The following is a 15,704-nucleotide window of genomic DNA, read 5'->3' on the forward strand; positions in this document are numbered from 1 at the left end:
TTTTATTCTTCCACAATACATTTAAATCTAATTTCTATCTTTGGGAAATTACCAAAAATAAAAGGAGGTCTAGCATCAATCGCCTCTAATATTTTAACTGCTTTGCCAGTTTTACTACATTCAGAATTAGCTTCTTTCATTGCTTCTGCATTTTTAATAGAACAGCTCATTCATAAAATGAATAGATTTTAATCTGTATTTTTACATAAAAATGAAAAGAGCCTGAAAAGTGTAAATCTTTCAAGTTTACGCAAAATCTCATGAAGTTGATGGGCATCACAAATTAGCTAACTATCCGATAATAAACATGTTATTTCTATAATTTAGTTTTTATATTTGATGATTAATATGGTAAAACCATCAATAGTTTCATGAGCTTATCGAGTATGTCTTTGAATGAAAAAACTTAAATACTGTTTAATATTTTCTACAGCTTTAGTGGTCACAGCCTGTGGTGGCAATAACAAAGAAAACAATAGTGAGAATCAAGCTCAGCCTATAACAAAAGTATCTGAAAATATTGCACCTGTTTCAGTCATTCAATCCGTTAAGGAGACGATAAAAGTTGGTGATTCAATCGTACTCGATGGATCAGAAAGTACAGATGATGGCACCAATACATTGAATTATCGATGGGAAATTATAACAAAACCAAATAATAGCTACCCAAGTACAGGGGATAGTCATTCAAAAACCTTTTCGATCATTCCAGATATAGCTGGCGAATATCAAATTAGCTTGGTAGTGAATGATGGGGAAAAAGACAGTCAAGTAACGACTATTCAGTTAAATGTGTTGGATAGACAAAAGCCAGAAAAAATAGATGAGATTATACCACCTACTGAGCTATCTCCTTTGGTTCCAAAGGCAGAAGAACCAAGTCAACCGACTGATTTAGCCGAAGCAGGGAAAGTCGTATTTCGTGATGGTTTTTGGACTGGAATGATAAATATCGATAAGAGCATTCCAAATGATTACAGTTGGAGTTCAATTGGGCTTCAAATGGAAAATAGCAGTTCAGCAGTTATTGTCAAAGATCCTGCTGGAACAGGAGAAAATGTAGCAAAATTTACAGTACCTGACGATGGAAAGTCCTATCGTGCTGAAATACAACGCAAACAATTCAACTGGGGGCATTATAACTATTCCGTTTCGCACTACATTCCATCATCATGGCCACTCTTTGATTATGGAACAATTTTAGCGCAATGGCATGGTTATAGCCTAAACAACAAAAATCTTAACCCTCCAATTGCATTGGTACTATTTGGTAAAAAGCCCGAATGGCAGATCCATGTTTATCAACTTAAGCCGCTTTCTTCACCTTTAGCTGTGCCTGAAACTGTTTTAAAACGTTATATACTTGATGTTCCTGTTACTTTTAATCAATGGAATAACTGGAATTTTGATATCAAATGGTCTCAATTAGATGCAAATAATCAACTTATTCCAGGACAGATTGTGGTTACGCACAACGGTATAGAGGTTGCAAATATTGTTGGTGGAAACAATTACCATCAAAAATGGCCACCGTATTTCCAAATGGGAATTTATCGCTCAAGCTGGCGTGAAGGGGCGCTTAACCGACCAATCAATGGCAACCCGATCGAGGTTTATCATAAGGGTGTGGTCATAAAAGACATGAATTAAAAGAAGTTTTGTATTCAACACATGTCATGCTAAGTAAATGAATAATATGGAAAAGCTCAACTGAATGTTGGGCTTTTTTATTGCGAATTTTAAAATGATGATTATTTTAATAAGCGCAATGATTTATAAGCTCAATAGTACTTCTAATGGTATTCAGAAAATTTTTACAGAATAGAATAAAGAGAATCAAAAAGCTAAATCAAAGCCAATCAAAAAAAATGCTGTTTAAATATATGTCACTTATACATTCCAATAAAATATCAAAATAAATGTCGTAAAAGGACAAGTGCGTGTCGTCAAAAGTGAAGTGAGTGCTCAGCCGAGTATTGTAGTTTTGAGATATTGCTTGAGAAGCACTGTAAAACAAGACATGGACTATAAAATGACGTTGACTAAAGCTGTACGTTTCTATGGAACGGGAACACCCGAAGTAATGCGCTATGAAGATGTGGAAATAGGTGAACCAAGTGCTGGAGAAGTACGCCTGCGTCATGTAGCAGTTGGTCTGAACTATGCAGATACTTATTTCCGTAACGGTACATATCCGATTCCATTACCAAACGGCATCGGCGTAGAAGCAGCGGGTATTGTAGAAGCTGTTGGTGAAGGTGTTACAGATTTTACCATTGGTGATCGAGTCACGTACACCGGTTTTTTAAATACTCTAGGCGCATATAGTGTTGAGCGTTTAGTGCTTGCCAATGCTTTGATTAAGTTACCTGAAGGTATTTCCTGCGAAACTGCTGCGGCGATGACCATGCGTGGGCTAACAGCTTCTTATTTAATGCGCCGTGTTTATAACTTTAAAGCGGGCGATACGATTTTATTACATGCTGCGGCAGGTGGCGTTGGATTAATTGTTTCGCAATGGGCGAAGTTACTTGGCTTAACCGTGATTGGAACAACTTCTTCAGAAGAAAAAGCGGCAGTTGCACGAGCATATGGTTGTGACCATGTCATTAACTATAGTCATGAAAATGTGGCTGAGCGTGTTCGTGAAATTACCAATGGTGTTGGTGTCAATGTGGTATTTGACAGTGTCGGTAAAGATACCTTCATGTCGTCATTAGACTCATTAAAACGTCGTGGTTTGTTGGTTTGCGTTGGCACAGCATCGGGGCCAATACCTGCTTTTGATCCAGTTTTATTGGCGATGAAGGGCTCACTTTATATGACTCGCCCAGCTTTGGCGGATTATATCGCAGACCCTGCGGAAAAAAGAGAACTGGCAAATGAGTTGTTCGATCATGTGCGTAACGGTCGAATCAAAATTGAAATTAATCAACGTTATGAATTAAAGGATGCCGTACAGGCTCACCGTGACCTAGAAGCACGTAAAACCATAGGTTCATCTATTTTTGTGATTTAAGTTTGTTGTTGGAAAGGATTTCTTATGCAAATTGAACAGTTAGCTTGCAACATAGGCGCAGAATTGCATGGTGTAAGTTTGGCAGATGCGATTCAGGATGATGATTTATTCACTGAAATTCGTACACAATTATTAAAACACCATGTTTTGTTTTTGAGAGATCAGAATTTAACACGTGCAGAACATGTTGCATTTGCAGAGCGTTTTGGACAGTTAGAAGACCATCCCGCAGTAGGGAGTCATCCTGATCATCCTGGTTTAGTACAGATATATAAAAGCCCAGACAGCCCAATAGATCGTTATGAAAATGCATGGCATAGCGATGCAAGCTGGCGAAAAATTCCACCAATGGGTTGTGTGTTGCGTTGTGTTGAATGCCCAACGGTAGGTGGCGATACCATGTGGACCAATATGGTCATGGCTTATAAAAATTTGCCTGAAGATATTAAAACAAAAATTGCAGATCTACGTGCTTATCACAGCATAGAGGCGAGTTTTGGTGCAGTCATGCCGATCGAAAAACGTTTGGCATTAAAAGCGCAATATCCAGATGCAGAACATCCAGTGGTACGTATTCATCCTGAGACGAGTGAAAAGATTTTATACGTTAATGCATTTACAACGCATTTTAGTAATTACCACACCAAAGAAAGAGTGCGTTTTGGGCAAGACGCAAACCCCGGTGCAGCAGATCTTTTACGTTATTTGATTACCCAAGCGTCTATTCCTGAGTACCAAGTTCGTTGGCGTTGGAAACCAAACAGTATTGCGATTTGGGATAACCGAAGCACACAACATTATGCAGTGATGGATTATCCAGCATGTCATCGGAAAATGGAACGTGCAGGCATTATTGGTGATGCAACATATTGATTTAGAAATCATACATTTTATTGAAACAGAATTATTTAATTTACATTTTAAAAATAGCATAGGAGATGCACATGCAATTCTTTGATGATTCTTTGCACCCAGAAAACATGGAAAAAGTGGTCATTACAGTTGCGCCATATGGCCCTGAGTGGATGCCTGAAGATTTCCCAGAAGACATTCCTGTTACGATGGATGAACAAATTCAAAAAGCAGTAGAGTGCTATGAAGCAGGTGCAACAGTTCTACATTTACATGTGCGTGAACTTGATGGTAAAGGCTCTAAGCGATTATCAAAATTCAATGAATTAATTGCAGGTGTACGCGAAGCTGTACCTGAAATGATTATTCAAGTGGGTGGTTCAATATCGTTTGCACCTGAAAGTGAAGGTGAAGCTGCGCTTTGGCTGAGTGATGATACCCGTCACATGTTAGCTGAATTGACTCCAAAACCTGATCAAGTAACTGTTGCTGTCAATACCACCCAAATGAATATTATGGAATTACTATATCCTGAATATTTAGAAGGAACATCTTTGGCACACCCTGCGATTCAAGAAGCTTATGCAGAAATGACTGTGCCTGCTGGCCCAGCTTGGCTGACTGAACATCTGAAGCGCTTGTGCCAAAACGGCATTCAACCACATTTCCAATTAACAGGAATGCATGGTTTAGAAACTTTGGAACGTATGGTGCGTAAGGGCTTATATAAAGGGCCATTAAATATCACGTGGATTGGTATTGGAGGCGGTTTTGATGGGCCAAACCCATTTAATTTCTTTAACTTTATTCACCGTGTACCAGATGGTTGTACTTTGACTTCAGAATCATTGTTAAAGAATGTTTTACCTTTTAATACTATGTCTATGGCAATGGGATTCCATGCACGCGTGGGTAATGAAGACACCATTATCGACCATCAAGGAAAGCGTTTCTCATCTGTAGAGCAAATTAAGCAGACAGTACGTATTGCCCACGAGTTAGGTCGTGAAGTGGCTTCAGGCCAAGAGGCACGTGAAATTTATCGTATTGGTGTGCAATATGACAGCATTGAAGAAACTTTACTTGCAAATGGTATGTCGCCAAATCGTCAAGCGGGTCAAAAAGGTGTGCCACGACGTAAATGATATTCTTATTTGAAATAAATTTAGGCGTGAGTTAAGTGTGAAGTTGGAATTGCGTTTCAGAATAGAAGCGTAATTCTTGGTGAATAAAAGAGAAATTATAATAAACACAAGGGGTTCGTATGGATGCGCATCAGTATACAAATCATGCGAGTAGTGTAGATACATCTGTTCATGTACCACGTCGCTATGCGTGGGTCATCTTTGCTTTAACATTCGGTTTACTGATTTCAGATTACATGTCACGACAGGTCTTAAATGCGGTATTTCCTTTAATCAAAAATGAATGGACATTGAGCGATAGCCAATTGGGCTTGCTGAGCGGTATTGTGGCCATAATGGTCGGGATATTGACTTTACCTCTATCATTATTGGCTGATCGTTTTGGACGTGTCAAAAGTTTGGCGATCATGGCTGTGTTGTGGAGTTTAGCAACCTTAGGTTGTGCACTGGCACAAAATTACCAAGAAATGTTTATTGCACGGTTTATGGTTGGTGTCGGTGAAGCAGCATACGGAAGCGTCGGTATTGCTGTAGTGGTTGCAGTATTCCCGAGAGAAATGCGAGCGACTTTGGCAAGCGCATTTATGGCTGGCGGTGTGTTTGGTTCATTTTTAGGCATGGCTTTAGGCGGTGTATTAGCTGAACATTTTGGATGGCGTTGGGCTTTTGGTGGGATGGCGCTGTTTGGTTTAGTTTTAGCCATTCTGTATCCAATAGTTGTTAAAGAAAAAAGAATAGCGCCGCATCGTGAAGTAAATAAAATTCAAAAAAAGTCGGTTCAAGCTAAAAATCCACTTAGAACGATCTATTCCAGCCATTCAGTGATTGCAACGTATATAGGTAGTGGTTTGCAGTTGTTTGTTGGCGGGACAATTATTGTTTGGATGCCGAGTTATCTCAATCGTTATTACGGCATGACGACGGATTCAGCAGGCGTTGTTGCAGCTGTCATTGTTTTATGTGGTGCGGTTGGAACGATTTTTTGCGGCATGCTTTGTGATCGTTTAGGGCGAGAACGTCCTGATCGTAAAGTAAGTTTAGCGATCGTTTACTGTTTAGGGAGTTGTGTATTGTTGCTCATCGCATTTGCGATGCCAGCAGGTAAAGCTCAATTGCTAATGATTTGTGTAGGAATGTTAGTTGCATTGGGAACCAATGGTCCATCAAGTGCAATGGTTGCCAATCTAACCCACAATTCTGTACATGGTACCGCCTTTGCAACTTTGACATTAGCCAATAATTTTCTAGGTTTAGCACTTGGCCCTTTGGTTGTTGGGCGAGTTTCAGATGTGATTGGTTTACAACAAGCATTCCAATTTATGCCGTTGGTGAGTATTGCAGCTGCAGCAGTATTTCTATATGCCAAATATCATTATCACCAAGATATGGCTCGCTTGGATGGGCAACTTGCAGCTGAAGAAAAGTTACTGCATCAAGAGAAAATTCAGGAACAGTGTGTGGAAGATAAAATATGATTCGCCAATTGCGTATAGATGTATTTTTTGACTTTATTTGCCCTTGGTGTTTGATTGGAAAACGTCAGTTGCAAGCTGCAATTGATCAGCTACAAGACAATAATCCTGAAATTGAGGTGATATTGCATTGGCGAGGTGTGCAGTTATTGCCACATCTCCCTTCAAATGGTGTTGCTTTTAAAGCTTTTTATCTTGAAAGATTAGGTGGTGAATCGGCTGTTCTTCAGAGACAGGCGCAAGTTCGTCAGGCTGGTCATGCAGTAGGTGTAGATATTCATTTTGAGCGTATCTCTCGCATGCCAAATACAGCCAAAGCACATCGATTGTTTGAACATGCGTTGAAAGTCGGAACACCTGAGCAATGTGAGATGTTATTGGAACGTTTATTTTCAGCCTATTTTCATTATTCAGAAGATATTGCGGATACGTCAGTTTTATTGAGTATTGCAAATTCTTTCGGTTTTTCTGGGCTGATTCAAAGTCATGATTTGGATGTAACTCAGCAACCCTTTATATCTGCCAATACAGGCGGTAAAGGCGTACCGTATTTTGTATTTAATGATCGTTTTGCCTTATCGGGCGCGCATTCAGCAGACACGATTTACAAGGTAATGCTTGAGACACTCGCACAACAACAAGGAGCACTGAAATGACCTCTCGTTTTCATGTGCCAAGTGAAAAGGTACCCGTTGTCGGTTCAAGAGCTTTTTTAAAGGTTGGTGATCAATTTTTAGTCCTTTTTAATGTTGAAACTCAATTGTATGCCATTGATGATCGTTGTCCTCATCAGGGCGCTTCACTTTATGCAGGGCGATTAGATGGAAAATTGATTCAGTGTTGTGCACATGGTTTACGTTTTGATTTGGAAAGCGGTTATATGCTTAATTCTACTCAATTTAAAGTGAATTCATATCCTGTAGAAGTCATTGGAGACGATGTTTTTATTATTATGAATTCAGCAGGAGAGCAGCATGAGCAGTGTTAAAGCAGAAAATATTGTGCAGCGGGTACGTGTGTTGTTACCGGGATTTATAGTGAGTGCGGTTGTCGCTGCTGCTGCGACCTTTTTATCTGAACATTATGGCGCACCTGTCATGTTATTTGCCTTGCTGCTAGGCATGGGACTTAATTTTTTAACGACTGAAAGCAAGTGTAAAGCTGGTATTGAATTTACGGCACGTGAAGTATTACGTTTTGGTATCGCTTTATTGGGAATGCGGATCACCTTAGAACAGATTACAGCACTAGGTTGGCAGCCGATTGCCTTGGTTATTTCACTGGTTGCGATTACGATCACGGTGTCGATCATAGCGGCTAAAACACTGGGTTTTAATAAGTTGTTTGGTATGTTGACGGGAGGTGCAACGGCAATTTGTGGTGCTTCAGCTGCTTTGGCATTGTCTGCTTCATTACCTAATCATCCTCAAAAAGAAAAGGCAACACTCTTTACAGTCATCGGTGTTTCAGCGCTATCGACTTTAGCCATGATTGTATATCCCATGATTGTCAACTGGCTTCATTTATCACCGTTACAGGCAGGGGTTTTTTTAGGTGCAACCATTCACGATGTAGCACAGGTGGTAGGTGCAGGCTATAGCATGTCTCCTGAAATAGGGGATACTGCAACAGTGGTTAAGTTGATGCGGGTTGCAATGCTTTTACCTGTCATTATTTGCGCGGCGATGATTACACGAATGCAGGGTGGAGATTCTACAGGGCCACGACCTCCATTATTGCCTTGGTTTGCTGTTGGTTTTGTTATTTTGGCTTGTATTAATAGTACGGGTTGGGTACCAAGTGTTGTGCAAAGTGGTCTAAATGGATTATCGAGCTGGTGTTTAGTGATTGCAATCAGTGCTTTAGGGATGAAAACACAACTTAAAGAGCTTGCTACTGTGGGAATTAAACCAATTCTGTTGATGGTGGGTGAAAGTGTTTTCCTTATATTATTGGTATTAACATTGATGCATTGGTGGTTCTAATTGTTGAGTAAACACTAACTAGGCATAGGTTTTACATAGATTTCTAGTAAAGGTTTTGATGTAAAATTTTTGACATTAAAGTAAATTTACATAAAAAGATTTATCATGGTTTTTTGATTATTTTTCAACATTGTATTGATATATTTTTTTATTCTGTTTGATGTCTGTTGATACTTTATTGAAGTATCAACAGACAAGCATTCACAAATAATTATTCACAAAAAAATAAAAACACATAAATTCTTAAAAAGACCAACGAAGATAGGCTCGCTAAGAATCATTATTATTTAAAGTCTTCATTCAGCAGTAGCAGTTAAGAATCACTTTCTTTATTGAGCATATTTTTGTTTACATTACGCCACGCTGTTGGCGCTATACCAAATTGACTGATAAACCAACGAGTGAACGAACTTGGCATAGAATATCCAAGAATATCTGATACTTGTGCGAGCGAATAATTAATATTTTTTAAATAACGAAGCACCAAACTGCGCCGTACATCATTGATTAAATCGCTAAAACTGGTTTGAGAAGCTTCTAAACGACGTTGTAATGTTCGTACATTCATACCATGAGTTTGTGCAACTTGATCAATTGTGGCACGGCCCATGGGGAGTAGTAGGTAAATGCTTTTTCGAACATCAAAGATAAGTGAAGATTGATTAATATTCGGTAATATGTCTAGGTAGCGTTGCGCATGATTTGCCATCGCAATATTGGCTTGAGGATTGGTTGTGTTGAGTTCAGTTGCAGTACAAACAATTCCATTAAACTCACTTCCAAACTCTAAAGAACATCCAAAAATACTTCGATGTAATGAAAGATCATGTGGTGCATTATGGGTAAAATGAATACTCAAAGGGCGCCATTTATGAGGCAGCAGAGCAGCACAGAAACGATGCATAATTGCTAAAGCCAGTTCAGTGCCTTGGCGACTGTATTGTGAATGGGATGAGATGACTTCTTCACGAATAATGACTGTATTTCCAATCTCTTCAACAAAAATTTCCAGCGCATTATTCAGTAAATTACGATAGCGGACAATGGTTTGTATGGCATCACGCAAAGTGTGTTGATAACTCAGTAATAAGCTAATTTCACCAAAATCCGAAATTTCACGTTGTTGCGCCATAAGCAGGCCAAAAACTTCACATCCACTGACCTGAGCGGACTCTTCTAATAAATCAATGGCTTTGTCTACGGGAATGCGCAGTTTCGAATCTTTTAATAAGTTCTGGCTAAGTCCAACTTTTGATAATAAATAATAAGGGTTAATGCCGAGTTGTTGGCTCACGGTCACATAATTCTTAAGTACTGCTGCATGAGCAAGAGGTACCATTTCATTATCTCCTTATTAAAAATCTGATCTTCCTGATCAGTATTTATCGATCACCATAATATAAGGCGCTGTGTACAATTGACTACCGATTTACAGCAATTTTCGCATGTATTTAGCCGTTTTGAATATACTACTTTTGCAAATCCTTTTTAATATATTAATATGCGAAATAGCTGATTTCTGTAAAGTACAGAAATCAGCTTTGAAATGATGTCCAGTTTTAAGTATCCAAATTATGTTGATTACACAATTTGGATACTACAAAAATTAGAAGCGGTAACCCACACCGACATAGGTCACTAACGGATCAAAATCAATTTTAGTCGTTGATTTGATCAATTGTGTACCTGTTGATGTATCGGTTACAGTTACTGTAGCCACGTTATTAAAGTTTGGCAGTAAACCAACGTTCAGTCAAGTCATAGGTAAAGCCCGCAGTAAATACTGGCGCGAAGGCATCACTTGTTTTAACTTTAACTTCTGGCGTGGCTGTTGAACTTCCTTTACCTCCATGAAGCGCTTCACCCGCGCGATCATTCAGAATATTATCAATCATATATCCTGCTTGAACGAGGTCTTCTCTTACACCGCCATCGAGTTTCAATTTATTGAAATGTCCATAAACGACACCTGCACCAACAAATGGGCGGAACTTATTTTTATCCGACGTGCCAAAATGGTACTTCGCTGTTACTGCTGGTGTCCAAGCGGTCACTTCTGCCACTGTGCCATGAGCACCAAGGTCAGTAATTAAAGTATCTTTAAGTAGTTGTAAACCATCAAAATAGGTTGGCGGAGTATGTGGTGGTAAAGGGGAGTTAGAGGTTGAGAGGGCTGTTGCTCTAATTTCACCTACGCCTTTTACATCAACTTTTGGCGGAATGCCACCCACCAATTCTAGGGAAACATTGTCATTTACAAAATAACTGAGCGTCAAACCGAGCGTATCCGTGTCTTCAATTTCCATACCACCATCGGCTGTATAGTCAGAAATTCCAGTAATATCGGCTCTGGCACCTTTCATAAATGAATCAGGAATTTTGTAATTTGGATCTTTTTGTCCATTTTTAACAAAAGAGTTAAACATTAATTTTCCTAAAGAGCTCTTCAACTCTCCACCATTTAATGCATATTTACCAAGATCTTCCCCATATAATGACCCAACGCCATAACTGCCACCTTCTTCAACACTCGTTGTAACATGCGTTGAATTGGCTTTTCCTTGAGGCATGACATGCATCCAGCCCGCACTTACAGCCCAGCGTTTATAATTTACAGAATCCGCATAAGCTAAATTTACAGACAATAGGCATGCCACAGGCAGCGCTATTTTACAAATTTGACTCATTTTACTTTCCTTATAGTTTGATTTTTTATGGTTCCAGCGGATCCTTTCTGAAACACGGGCACATTATTCAAAGAGAAACGATATAAATCAACTAAAAAATATTTAGAGTACAAGTGTATATTTTTTCTTTATTTAATGGTGATTGTAATTTAATTATAATTAAATCAATATTTTAATTTTATTTTTTCAAGTTGTGAATGTCGCCGTATTCAAGGCAATCTGTCATCAAATGAAAAGTGTTTGTCATCTAATGTGTATTATCTAAAAGACCTGTTCTTTATTGTGTGTATGTAATTTGTGCAATTCAGCATTTTTAAAGACAGTGTTCAGTCAAGGTATAGACATGGAAAAAATACGAACAAATGCAACAGTTTTAATCATCCCAGGCTTACGGGATCATGTGGCCGATCATTGGCAAACATTATTACAAGAGCGATTGGTCAATGTGCGTTCCGTTCCACCATTGGAAACAGACAAACTCAATTGTGAAAAAAGAGTAGCAGCAATCCAAGCACAGTTAGAAAAAATTCAAGGTCCAGTGATTTTGGTTGCGCATAGTGCAGGTGTATTGATGACCGTGCATTGGGCAGCCAAGCATCAACATGACATTCAAGGCGCATTACTGGTTACCCCACCTGATCTAAGCATGAACTGGCCAGCGAATTACCCAAGTGCTGACACACTTCGTCAAGAAGGATGGGATCCATTGCCAAATTCAAAATTACCTTTTCCAAGCATTGTTGCTGCAAGTAGCAATGATCACTTGGCCAGTTATGCGGCAGTTGAGGAAATGGCGAAACAGTGGGGAAGTCAACTGGTCAATTTAGGTGCAGTAGGACATATGAATCCAGCAGCTGGCTTTGGGCTTTGGACACGTGCTGAACAATTTATCCAAAAGCTTGATTTGATTGATGAGCAGATTTTATCGGCTTAAAAAGCTATAAAAATCAATTTGAATATCCAACTCAATTTTGGTTTGAAAGTAGCTCAGCTATTTTTAGGCTTTTACATATAGATCAGTAACTCATGCTGTCAATAAAACAATTAAAGAATAATTCAATTGCTATGTAGTCAAGAAGATTACTAGTCAAATCATTGCGATATGGAGATCGTATGGTCAATAAGTATATAGGTTTAAGCAAAGTTGAAAGCAATATTATTTTGATTCAAAAACTAGGCATGTTTATGGGATTGCTATTGGCCATTTCAAAGGCTTCAGCTGCTGGTTTTGATATCAATAATGATTGGAAATTTGAGACCAATTCAACGATCAGTTTAGGTCAAAATTGGAGTACCCAAGACCCATCAGCCGCACTGCTTTATCGTCCCGATGCTTATAGTATTGAGAAAAATGGTGCAAGTGTTGATATTAATGGAGATGATGGGCGAGCAAACTTTAGTCAAGGTGATGCAATCTCGCAAGTTGTCAAAGGCTATACCGAATTTAAGTTGAATGGGAAACAACAAGGTGCAGTATTGAGTGGCAAATATTGGTATGACCATGCCTATGAGACTGGACATGGCGATTTAAAAGCATTTGACGATTCAGCATGGCCAAAACTTGCAAAGTTTAAAGGGATAGACCTTTGGGATGCCTATATTTGGAAGAATTCGACCTTTGACAATGGTCAATCTTTCAATTTTAAATTGGGTAAACATGCGTTTACTTGGGGGAAGTCACAATTTTTCCAAAATGGTTTGAATTCTATTAACGCCTTTGATCATGCTGCGATGAATAGACCAGGGGGTGACCCTAGAGAAAAAATCATTCCTGTAGAAATGTTTTCTTTTTCTGCAGGGTTGAATAAAAACCTCAAACTCGAGGGGTTTTATCAGTTTAAGTTTAGGCCTTCAGTTTATGATGGTTGCGGAACTTTTTTTGCAGCAACTGATTTTGTTCCAGAAAATTGTGGCCCAATTTTGATTACATTGGCACCGGGCGACAAATTGTCTGAAACCGCATTAAAGCAACAAACCTATATTCCTCGTTCTGCAAGCCGAATGGCAAAAGATAATGGTCAATATGGTGTGTCTTTAAAACAAACTTTGCCCAGTTTAAATAACGCTGAACTTGGTGTGTATTTTGCAAATTACCACAGTCGAAATCCAAATTTTGATGCATATAGTGTCACAGCACCGGGTATACAAAACTTTAAAACGGCACATTTTTATTCTGTCTATGCAGAAGATATCAAAATGTATGGATTAAGTTTGACTGGAAAAGTAGGTAATACCACTATTTTTAGTGAATTAAATTATAAGCCAAATCAACCACTACAATTTAATGGTACTGATACTGTTTATGCGCAAGTTCTCGATAAGAACACGCCATTGACTGAACCTGGTGAATCTTTTGGATTTGGAGAATATATCAATGCATATAAAAGATTACCTGTCACTCAGTTCTCAATCGGTGCGAGTAGCAGCATTCCTAATATTTTAGGGGCAAGTAGTTTAAATTGGTCGGCTGAGACTGCTGTAAATCATATTGCTGAGATAGGCGATTATCGTTTTGGTCGAGTAGGTCCATTTGGTCGTAGTGAGCTTTCTAGTGGGGCGTATAATCCTGAAACAGGTAATTTCAAATGTACACCATACGGTACTGCACATCTTTCAAATGACGAAATTGACAGTTTGAATAAACGGTTTTGTAATGATGAAGGCTTTTTTAGTGAATGGTCATTCGGTTATAGAATGCGAGGTGCATTGAATTATCAAGATGTTTTACCTGCAACAGTCATTACACCAAGTCTGACGTTCCGCCATGATGTTTATGGTTTTAGTCAAAATTTTCAAGAAGGACAAATGAGTATTGGTGCTGCATTATCAGCAACATATCAGAAAAAATATACAACGGAACTGGCGTATTATAGCTTTTTTGGTTCAAATGATTTTAGCGTATTAGATGATAGAGATTTTGCATCATTATCATTTAGAGCAAGTTTTTAATCGATTCATCATCTTATAAAAGGCATTGATTTGTTATGTATGAATAGATCAATGTCTTTTCAAATTTAATTAAATTCAGATCATTTCTTAAAGGTCGCTATTCTCTTTATCCATTAGATTTGAATATTTTTGTTATATACAAATTTTCAGTGTAATCATGTTGTTTTCATGACAAATGGTCTTGCTGAAATGAATAAAATTGACGTAAAAGAATAATGAAAAGCGTATTTTAGAAGTTGTAATGATTATTTTTGATACTGAATTGATCAATTAGAATATTCAAATCATCAAGATTTTCAAAACTATAAATTTTTCACAGCGATCAATATTTAAATTAATCACAAATATAGCCTATCGAATTATTCATTGTCTCTACTCTATTTGTGGCAAACAAGGAGCATGTTCTTGAAATTTTTACTTCATCCACAAGCACAACCAATTATCGATGCTTTTCTAGCCAATGGCGGGAAGTCATTTGAAAAAATAGGTGAAATTACAACGCTGCGTGCTACCTATGAAAATAATTGCCGTTTGGCGGTCATGCAGAATTTAGATCATATTCAATCATTTGATATTTCAAACTATATTGAAAATGAACCGATCAAACTACGTATTTATGATCAACAGATTGATCGTGAGGAACTTAGACCTACGGTACTGTTTATTCATGGTGGTGGTTGGGTGATGGGAAACCTCAATAGCCATGACTCTATATGTCGTAAACTAGCAGAAATCACCGCTGTGCGTGTCATAGCTGTAGATTATCGCTTGGCACCTGAAGTGAAGTTTCCAGTACCCTTGGAAGATTGTCAACGAGCACTTCAGTATATTCTTGATCATCAAGATGAATTATCTGTAGATCCGACTCGTATGGTTGTGGTCGGAGATAGTGCTGGGGGAAATTTAGCAGGACATCTAGGACAAAATTTCTTTCAACATTACGGCTATGTATTAAAAGCACAAGTTTTACTCTATCCAGTGATTGCTTATCTACCTGAGTCTGAAAGTTATAATATCTATCAAACAGGTTTTCCTTTGGTTGCAAGTACCATGCATTGGTTTTTTGAGCAATTATTGAGTTCACACCAACAACATTCTCAAATTTCATTGCTTGAACAGCCTTTTATTGCCAATAATGGCGATATTTTTTTACTGACATTAGAACATGATCCTTTACGTGATGAAGCACTGTTGTATTTAGATAAAGCCGTTAAGAATGGTTTAAATGTTGAGTATTATCATTTAAAAGGCTTGATGCATGGTATTTTCACACTTGCAGGCAAGGTACCTGTGGCTGAGCAATATTTAGAATTAGTTGGTCAATATATTGCAAAACGAATTTGAATTGTCGCATTGTCAATGTGTTTTTCTACATCAAACCGACATCAAAAATGGATCAATGATTGAAAATATATCTAAGTCGTTTAGATGCAAAAATATTTTGTAAAATGATTTTTAGTAAGCCATCATTTATTGATTTTGCGATTGCATGAAGATAGAAAATTCGATTACATTACCTTGAATTAGCTTAATTTAATTGTTTTAGCCATTCATCATGGTATCGCTTTTTTAGTCCTAAAAATATTTTGAAGAGT

The 15,704-nt window shown here is 38.1% G+C and carries 14 protein-coding genes; 11 read left to right on the forward strand and 3 right to left on the reverse strand.

All coding sequences use genetic code 11. From position 1 onward, the window contains the following. Positions 1-2: 2 nt before the first annotated feature. Positions 3-140 (reverse strand): hypothetical protein, encoded by a 138-nt coding sequence (locus ACY45D_RS07785; protein ID WP_463109169.1) that lies wholly within the window; start codon positions 138-140, stop codon positions 3-5. A 256-nt stretch (positions 141-396) separates the two neighbouring features. On the opposite strand from ACY45D_RS07785, the gene ACY45D_RS07790 reads away from it, so the two are divergent. The 8 genes from ACY45D_RS07790 to ACY45D_RS07825 all read left to right on the forward strand — a co-directional run bounded on the left by ACY45D_RS07790 (position 397) and on the right by ACY45D_RS07825 (position 8,473). Continuing rightward, complete coding sequence (locus tag ACY45D_RS07790) at positions 397-1,650, forward strand: heparin lyase I family protein (RefSeq protein WP_463109170.1); 1,254 nt, start codon at positions 397-399, stop codon at positions 1,648-1,650. A gap of 382 nt (positions 1,651-2,032) precedes the next feature. Continuing rightward, a complete protein-coding gene (locus ACY45D_RS07795) occupies positions 2,033-3,019 on the forward strand; it encodes a quinone oxidoreductase family protein (protein WP_463109171.1) in 987 nt (328 codons plus the stop codon). Positions 3,020-3,043: 24 nt separating this feature from the next. Beyond that, on the forward strand, positions 3,044-3,892 hold the full coding sequence (locus ACY45D_RS07800) for a TauD/TfdA dioxygenase family protein (RefSeq protein ID WP_463109172.1): 849 nt from the start codon (positions 3,044-3,046) through the stop codon (positions 3,890-3,892). Positions 3,893-3,963: 71 nt separating this feature from the next. Next, positions 3,964-5,016, forward strand: a complete 1,053-nt coding sequence (locus tag ACY45D_RS07805; protein ID WP_463109173.1) for a beta-keto acid cleavage family enzyme — start codon at positions 3,964-3,966, stop codon at positions 5,014-5,016. Between the two features lie 119 nt (positions 5,017-5,135). Then, positions 5,136-6,491, forward strand: coding sequence for an MFS transporter (locus ACY45D_RS07810; protein ID WP_463109174.1), 1,356 nt, complete (start codon positions 5,136-5,138; stop codon positions 6,489-6,491). Continuing rightward, positions 6,488-7,144 (forward strand): DsbA family oxidoreductase, encoded by a 657-nt coding sequence (locus tag ACY45D_RS07815; protein ID WP_463109175.1) that lies wholly within the window; start codon positions 6,488-6,490, stop codon positions 7,142-7,144. Before ACY45D_RS07810 ends, ACY45D_RS07815 begins: the two co-directional genes overlap by 4 nt. Beyond that, positions 7,141-7,476, forward strand: coding sequence for a Rieske (2Fe-2S) protein (locus ACY45D_RS07820; RefSeq protein WP_463109176.1), 336 nt, complete (start codon positions 7,141-7,143; stop codon positions 7,474-7,476). Before ACY45D_RS07815 ends, ACY45D_RS07820 begins: the two co-directional genes overlap by 4 nt. Further along, positions 7,463-8,473 carry a YeiH family protein gene (locus tag ACY45D_RS07825; protein WP_463109177.1) on the forward strand — a complete coding sequence of 337 codons (1,011 nt, stop codon included), beginning with the start codon at positions 7,463-7,465 and terminating at the stop codon, positions 8,471-8,473. The genes ACY45D_RS07820 and ACY45D_RS07825 overlap by 14 nt, the downstream gene beginning before the upstream one ends. Positions 8,474-8,786: 313 nt before the next feature. Here ACY45D_RS07825 and ACY45D_RS07830 read toward each other — a convergent pair whose 3' ends face one another. After that, a complete protein-coding gene (locus ACY45D_RS07830) occupies positions 8,787-9,812 on the reverse strand; it encodes an AraC family transcriptional regulator (protein WP_463109178.1) in 1,026 nt (341 codons plus the stop codon). 385 nt (positions 9,813-10,197) lie between these two features. Beyond that, positions 10,198-11,160: an OmpW/AlkL family protein gene (locus tag ACY45D_RS07835; RefSeq protein ID WP_463109179.1), complete on the reverse strand. Its 963-nt coding sequence runs from the start codon at positions 11,158-11,160 to the stop codon at positions 10,198-10,200. A gap of 343 nt (positions 11,161-11,503) precedes the next feature. On the opposite strand from ACY45D_RS07835, the gene ACY45D_RS07840 reads away from it, so the two are divergent. The 3 genes from ACY45D_RS07840 to ACY45D_RS07850 all read left to right on the forward strand — a co-directional run bounded on the left by ACY45D_RS07840 (position 11,504) and on the right by ACY45D_RS07850 (position 15,453). Beyond that, entirely contained in the window at positions 11,504-12,094 is a 591-nt protein-coding gene (locus ACY45D_RS07840) for an RBBP9/YdeN family alpha/beta hydrolase (protein ID WP_463109180.1), read from the forward strand. A 179-nt stretch (positions 12,095-12,273) separates the two neighbouring features. Then, positions 12,274-14,109, forward strand: a complete 1,836-nt coding sequence (locus ACY45D_RS07845) for a DUF1302 domain-containing protein (protein ID WP_463109181.1) — start codon at positions 12,274-12,276, stop codon at positions 14,107-14,109. Positions 14,110-14,514: 405 nt separating this feature from the next. Continuing rightward, on the forward strand, positions 14,515-15,453 hold the full coding sequence (locus ACY45D_RS07850; RefSeq protein ID WP_463109182.1) for an alpha/beta hydrolase: 939 nt from the start codon (positions 14,515-14,517) through the stop codon (positions 15,451-15,453). Positions 15,454-15,704 lie beyond the last annotated feature (251 nt).

The organism is Acinetobacter sp. BZX-2, from assembly GCF_055179795.1.

Excerpts from the sequence above, each read along its gene's own strand:
- ACY45D_RS07830 (WP_463109178.1), bottom strand. The coding sequence starts at position 9,812 with ATGGTACCTCTTGCTCATGCAGCAGTACTTAAGAATTATGTGACCGTG.
- ACY45D_RS07800 (WP_463109172.1), top strand. The coding sequence starts at position 3,044 with ATGCAAATTGAACAGTTAGCTTGCAACATAGGCGCAGAATTGCATGGT.
- ACY45D_RS07785 (WP_463109169.1), bottom strand. The coding sequence starts at position 140 with ATGAAAGAAGCTAATTCTGAATGTAGTAAAACTGGCAAAGCAGTTAAA.
- ACY45D_RS07820 (WP_463109176.1), top strand. The coding sequence starts at position 7,141 with ATGACCTCTCGTTTTCATGTGCCAAGTGAAAAGGTACCCGTTGTCGGT.
- ACY45D_RS07825 (WP_463109177.1), top strand. The coding sequence starts at position 7,463 with ATGAGCAGTGTTAAAGCAGAAAATATTGTGCAGCGGGTACGTGTGTTG.
- ACY45D_RS07840 (WP_463109180.1), top strand. The coding sequence starts at position 11,504 with ATGGAAAAAATACGAACAAATGCAACAGTTTTAATCATCCCAGGCTTA.
- ACY45D_RS07805 (WP_463109173.1), top strand. The coding sequence starts at position 3,964 with ATGCAATTCTTTGATGATTCTTTGCACCCAGAAAACATGGAAAAAGTG.
- ACY45D_RS07815 (WP_463109175.1), top strand. The coding sequence starts at position 6,488 with ATGATTCGCCAATTGCGTATAGATGTATTTTTTGACTTTATTTGCCCT.
- ACY45D_RS07810 (WP_463109174.1), top strand. The coding sequence starts at position 5,136 with ATGGATGCGCATCAGTATACAAATCATGCGAGTAGTGTAGATACATCT.
- ACY45D_RS07835 (WP_463109179.1), bottom strand. The coding sequence starts at position 11,160 with ATGAGTCAAATTTGTAAAATAGCGCTGCCTGTGGCATGCCTATTGTCT.
- ACY45D_RS07845 (WP_463109181.1), top strand. The coding sequence starts at position 12,274 with ATGGTCAATAAGTATATAGGTTTAAGCAAAGTTGAAAGCAATATTATT.
- ACY45D_RS07790 (WP_463109170.1), top strand. The coding sequence starts at position 397 with ATGAAAAAACTTAAATACTGTTTAATATTTTCTACAGCTTTAGTGGTC.
- ACY45D_RS07795 (WP_463109171.1), top strand. The coding sequence starts at position 2,033 with ATGACGTTGACTAAAGCTGTACGTTTCTATGGAACGGGAACACCCGAA.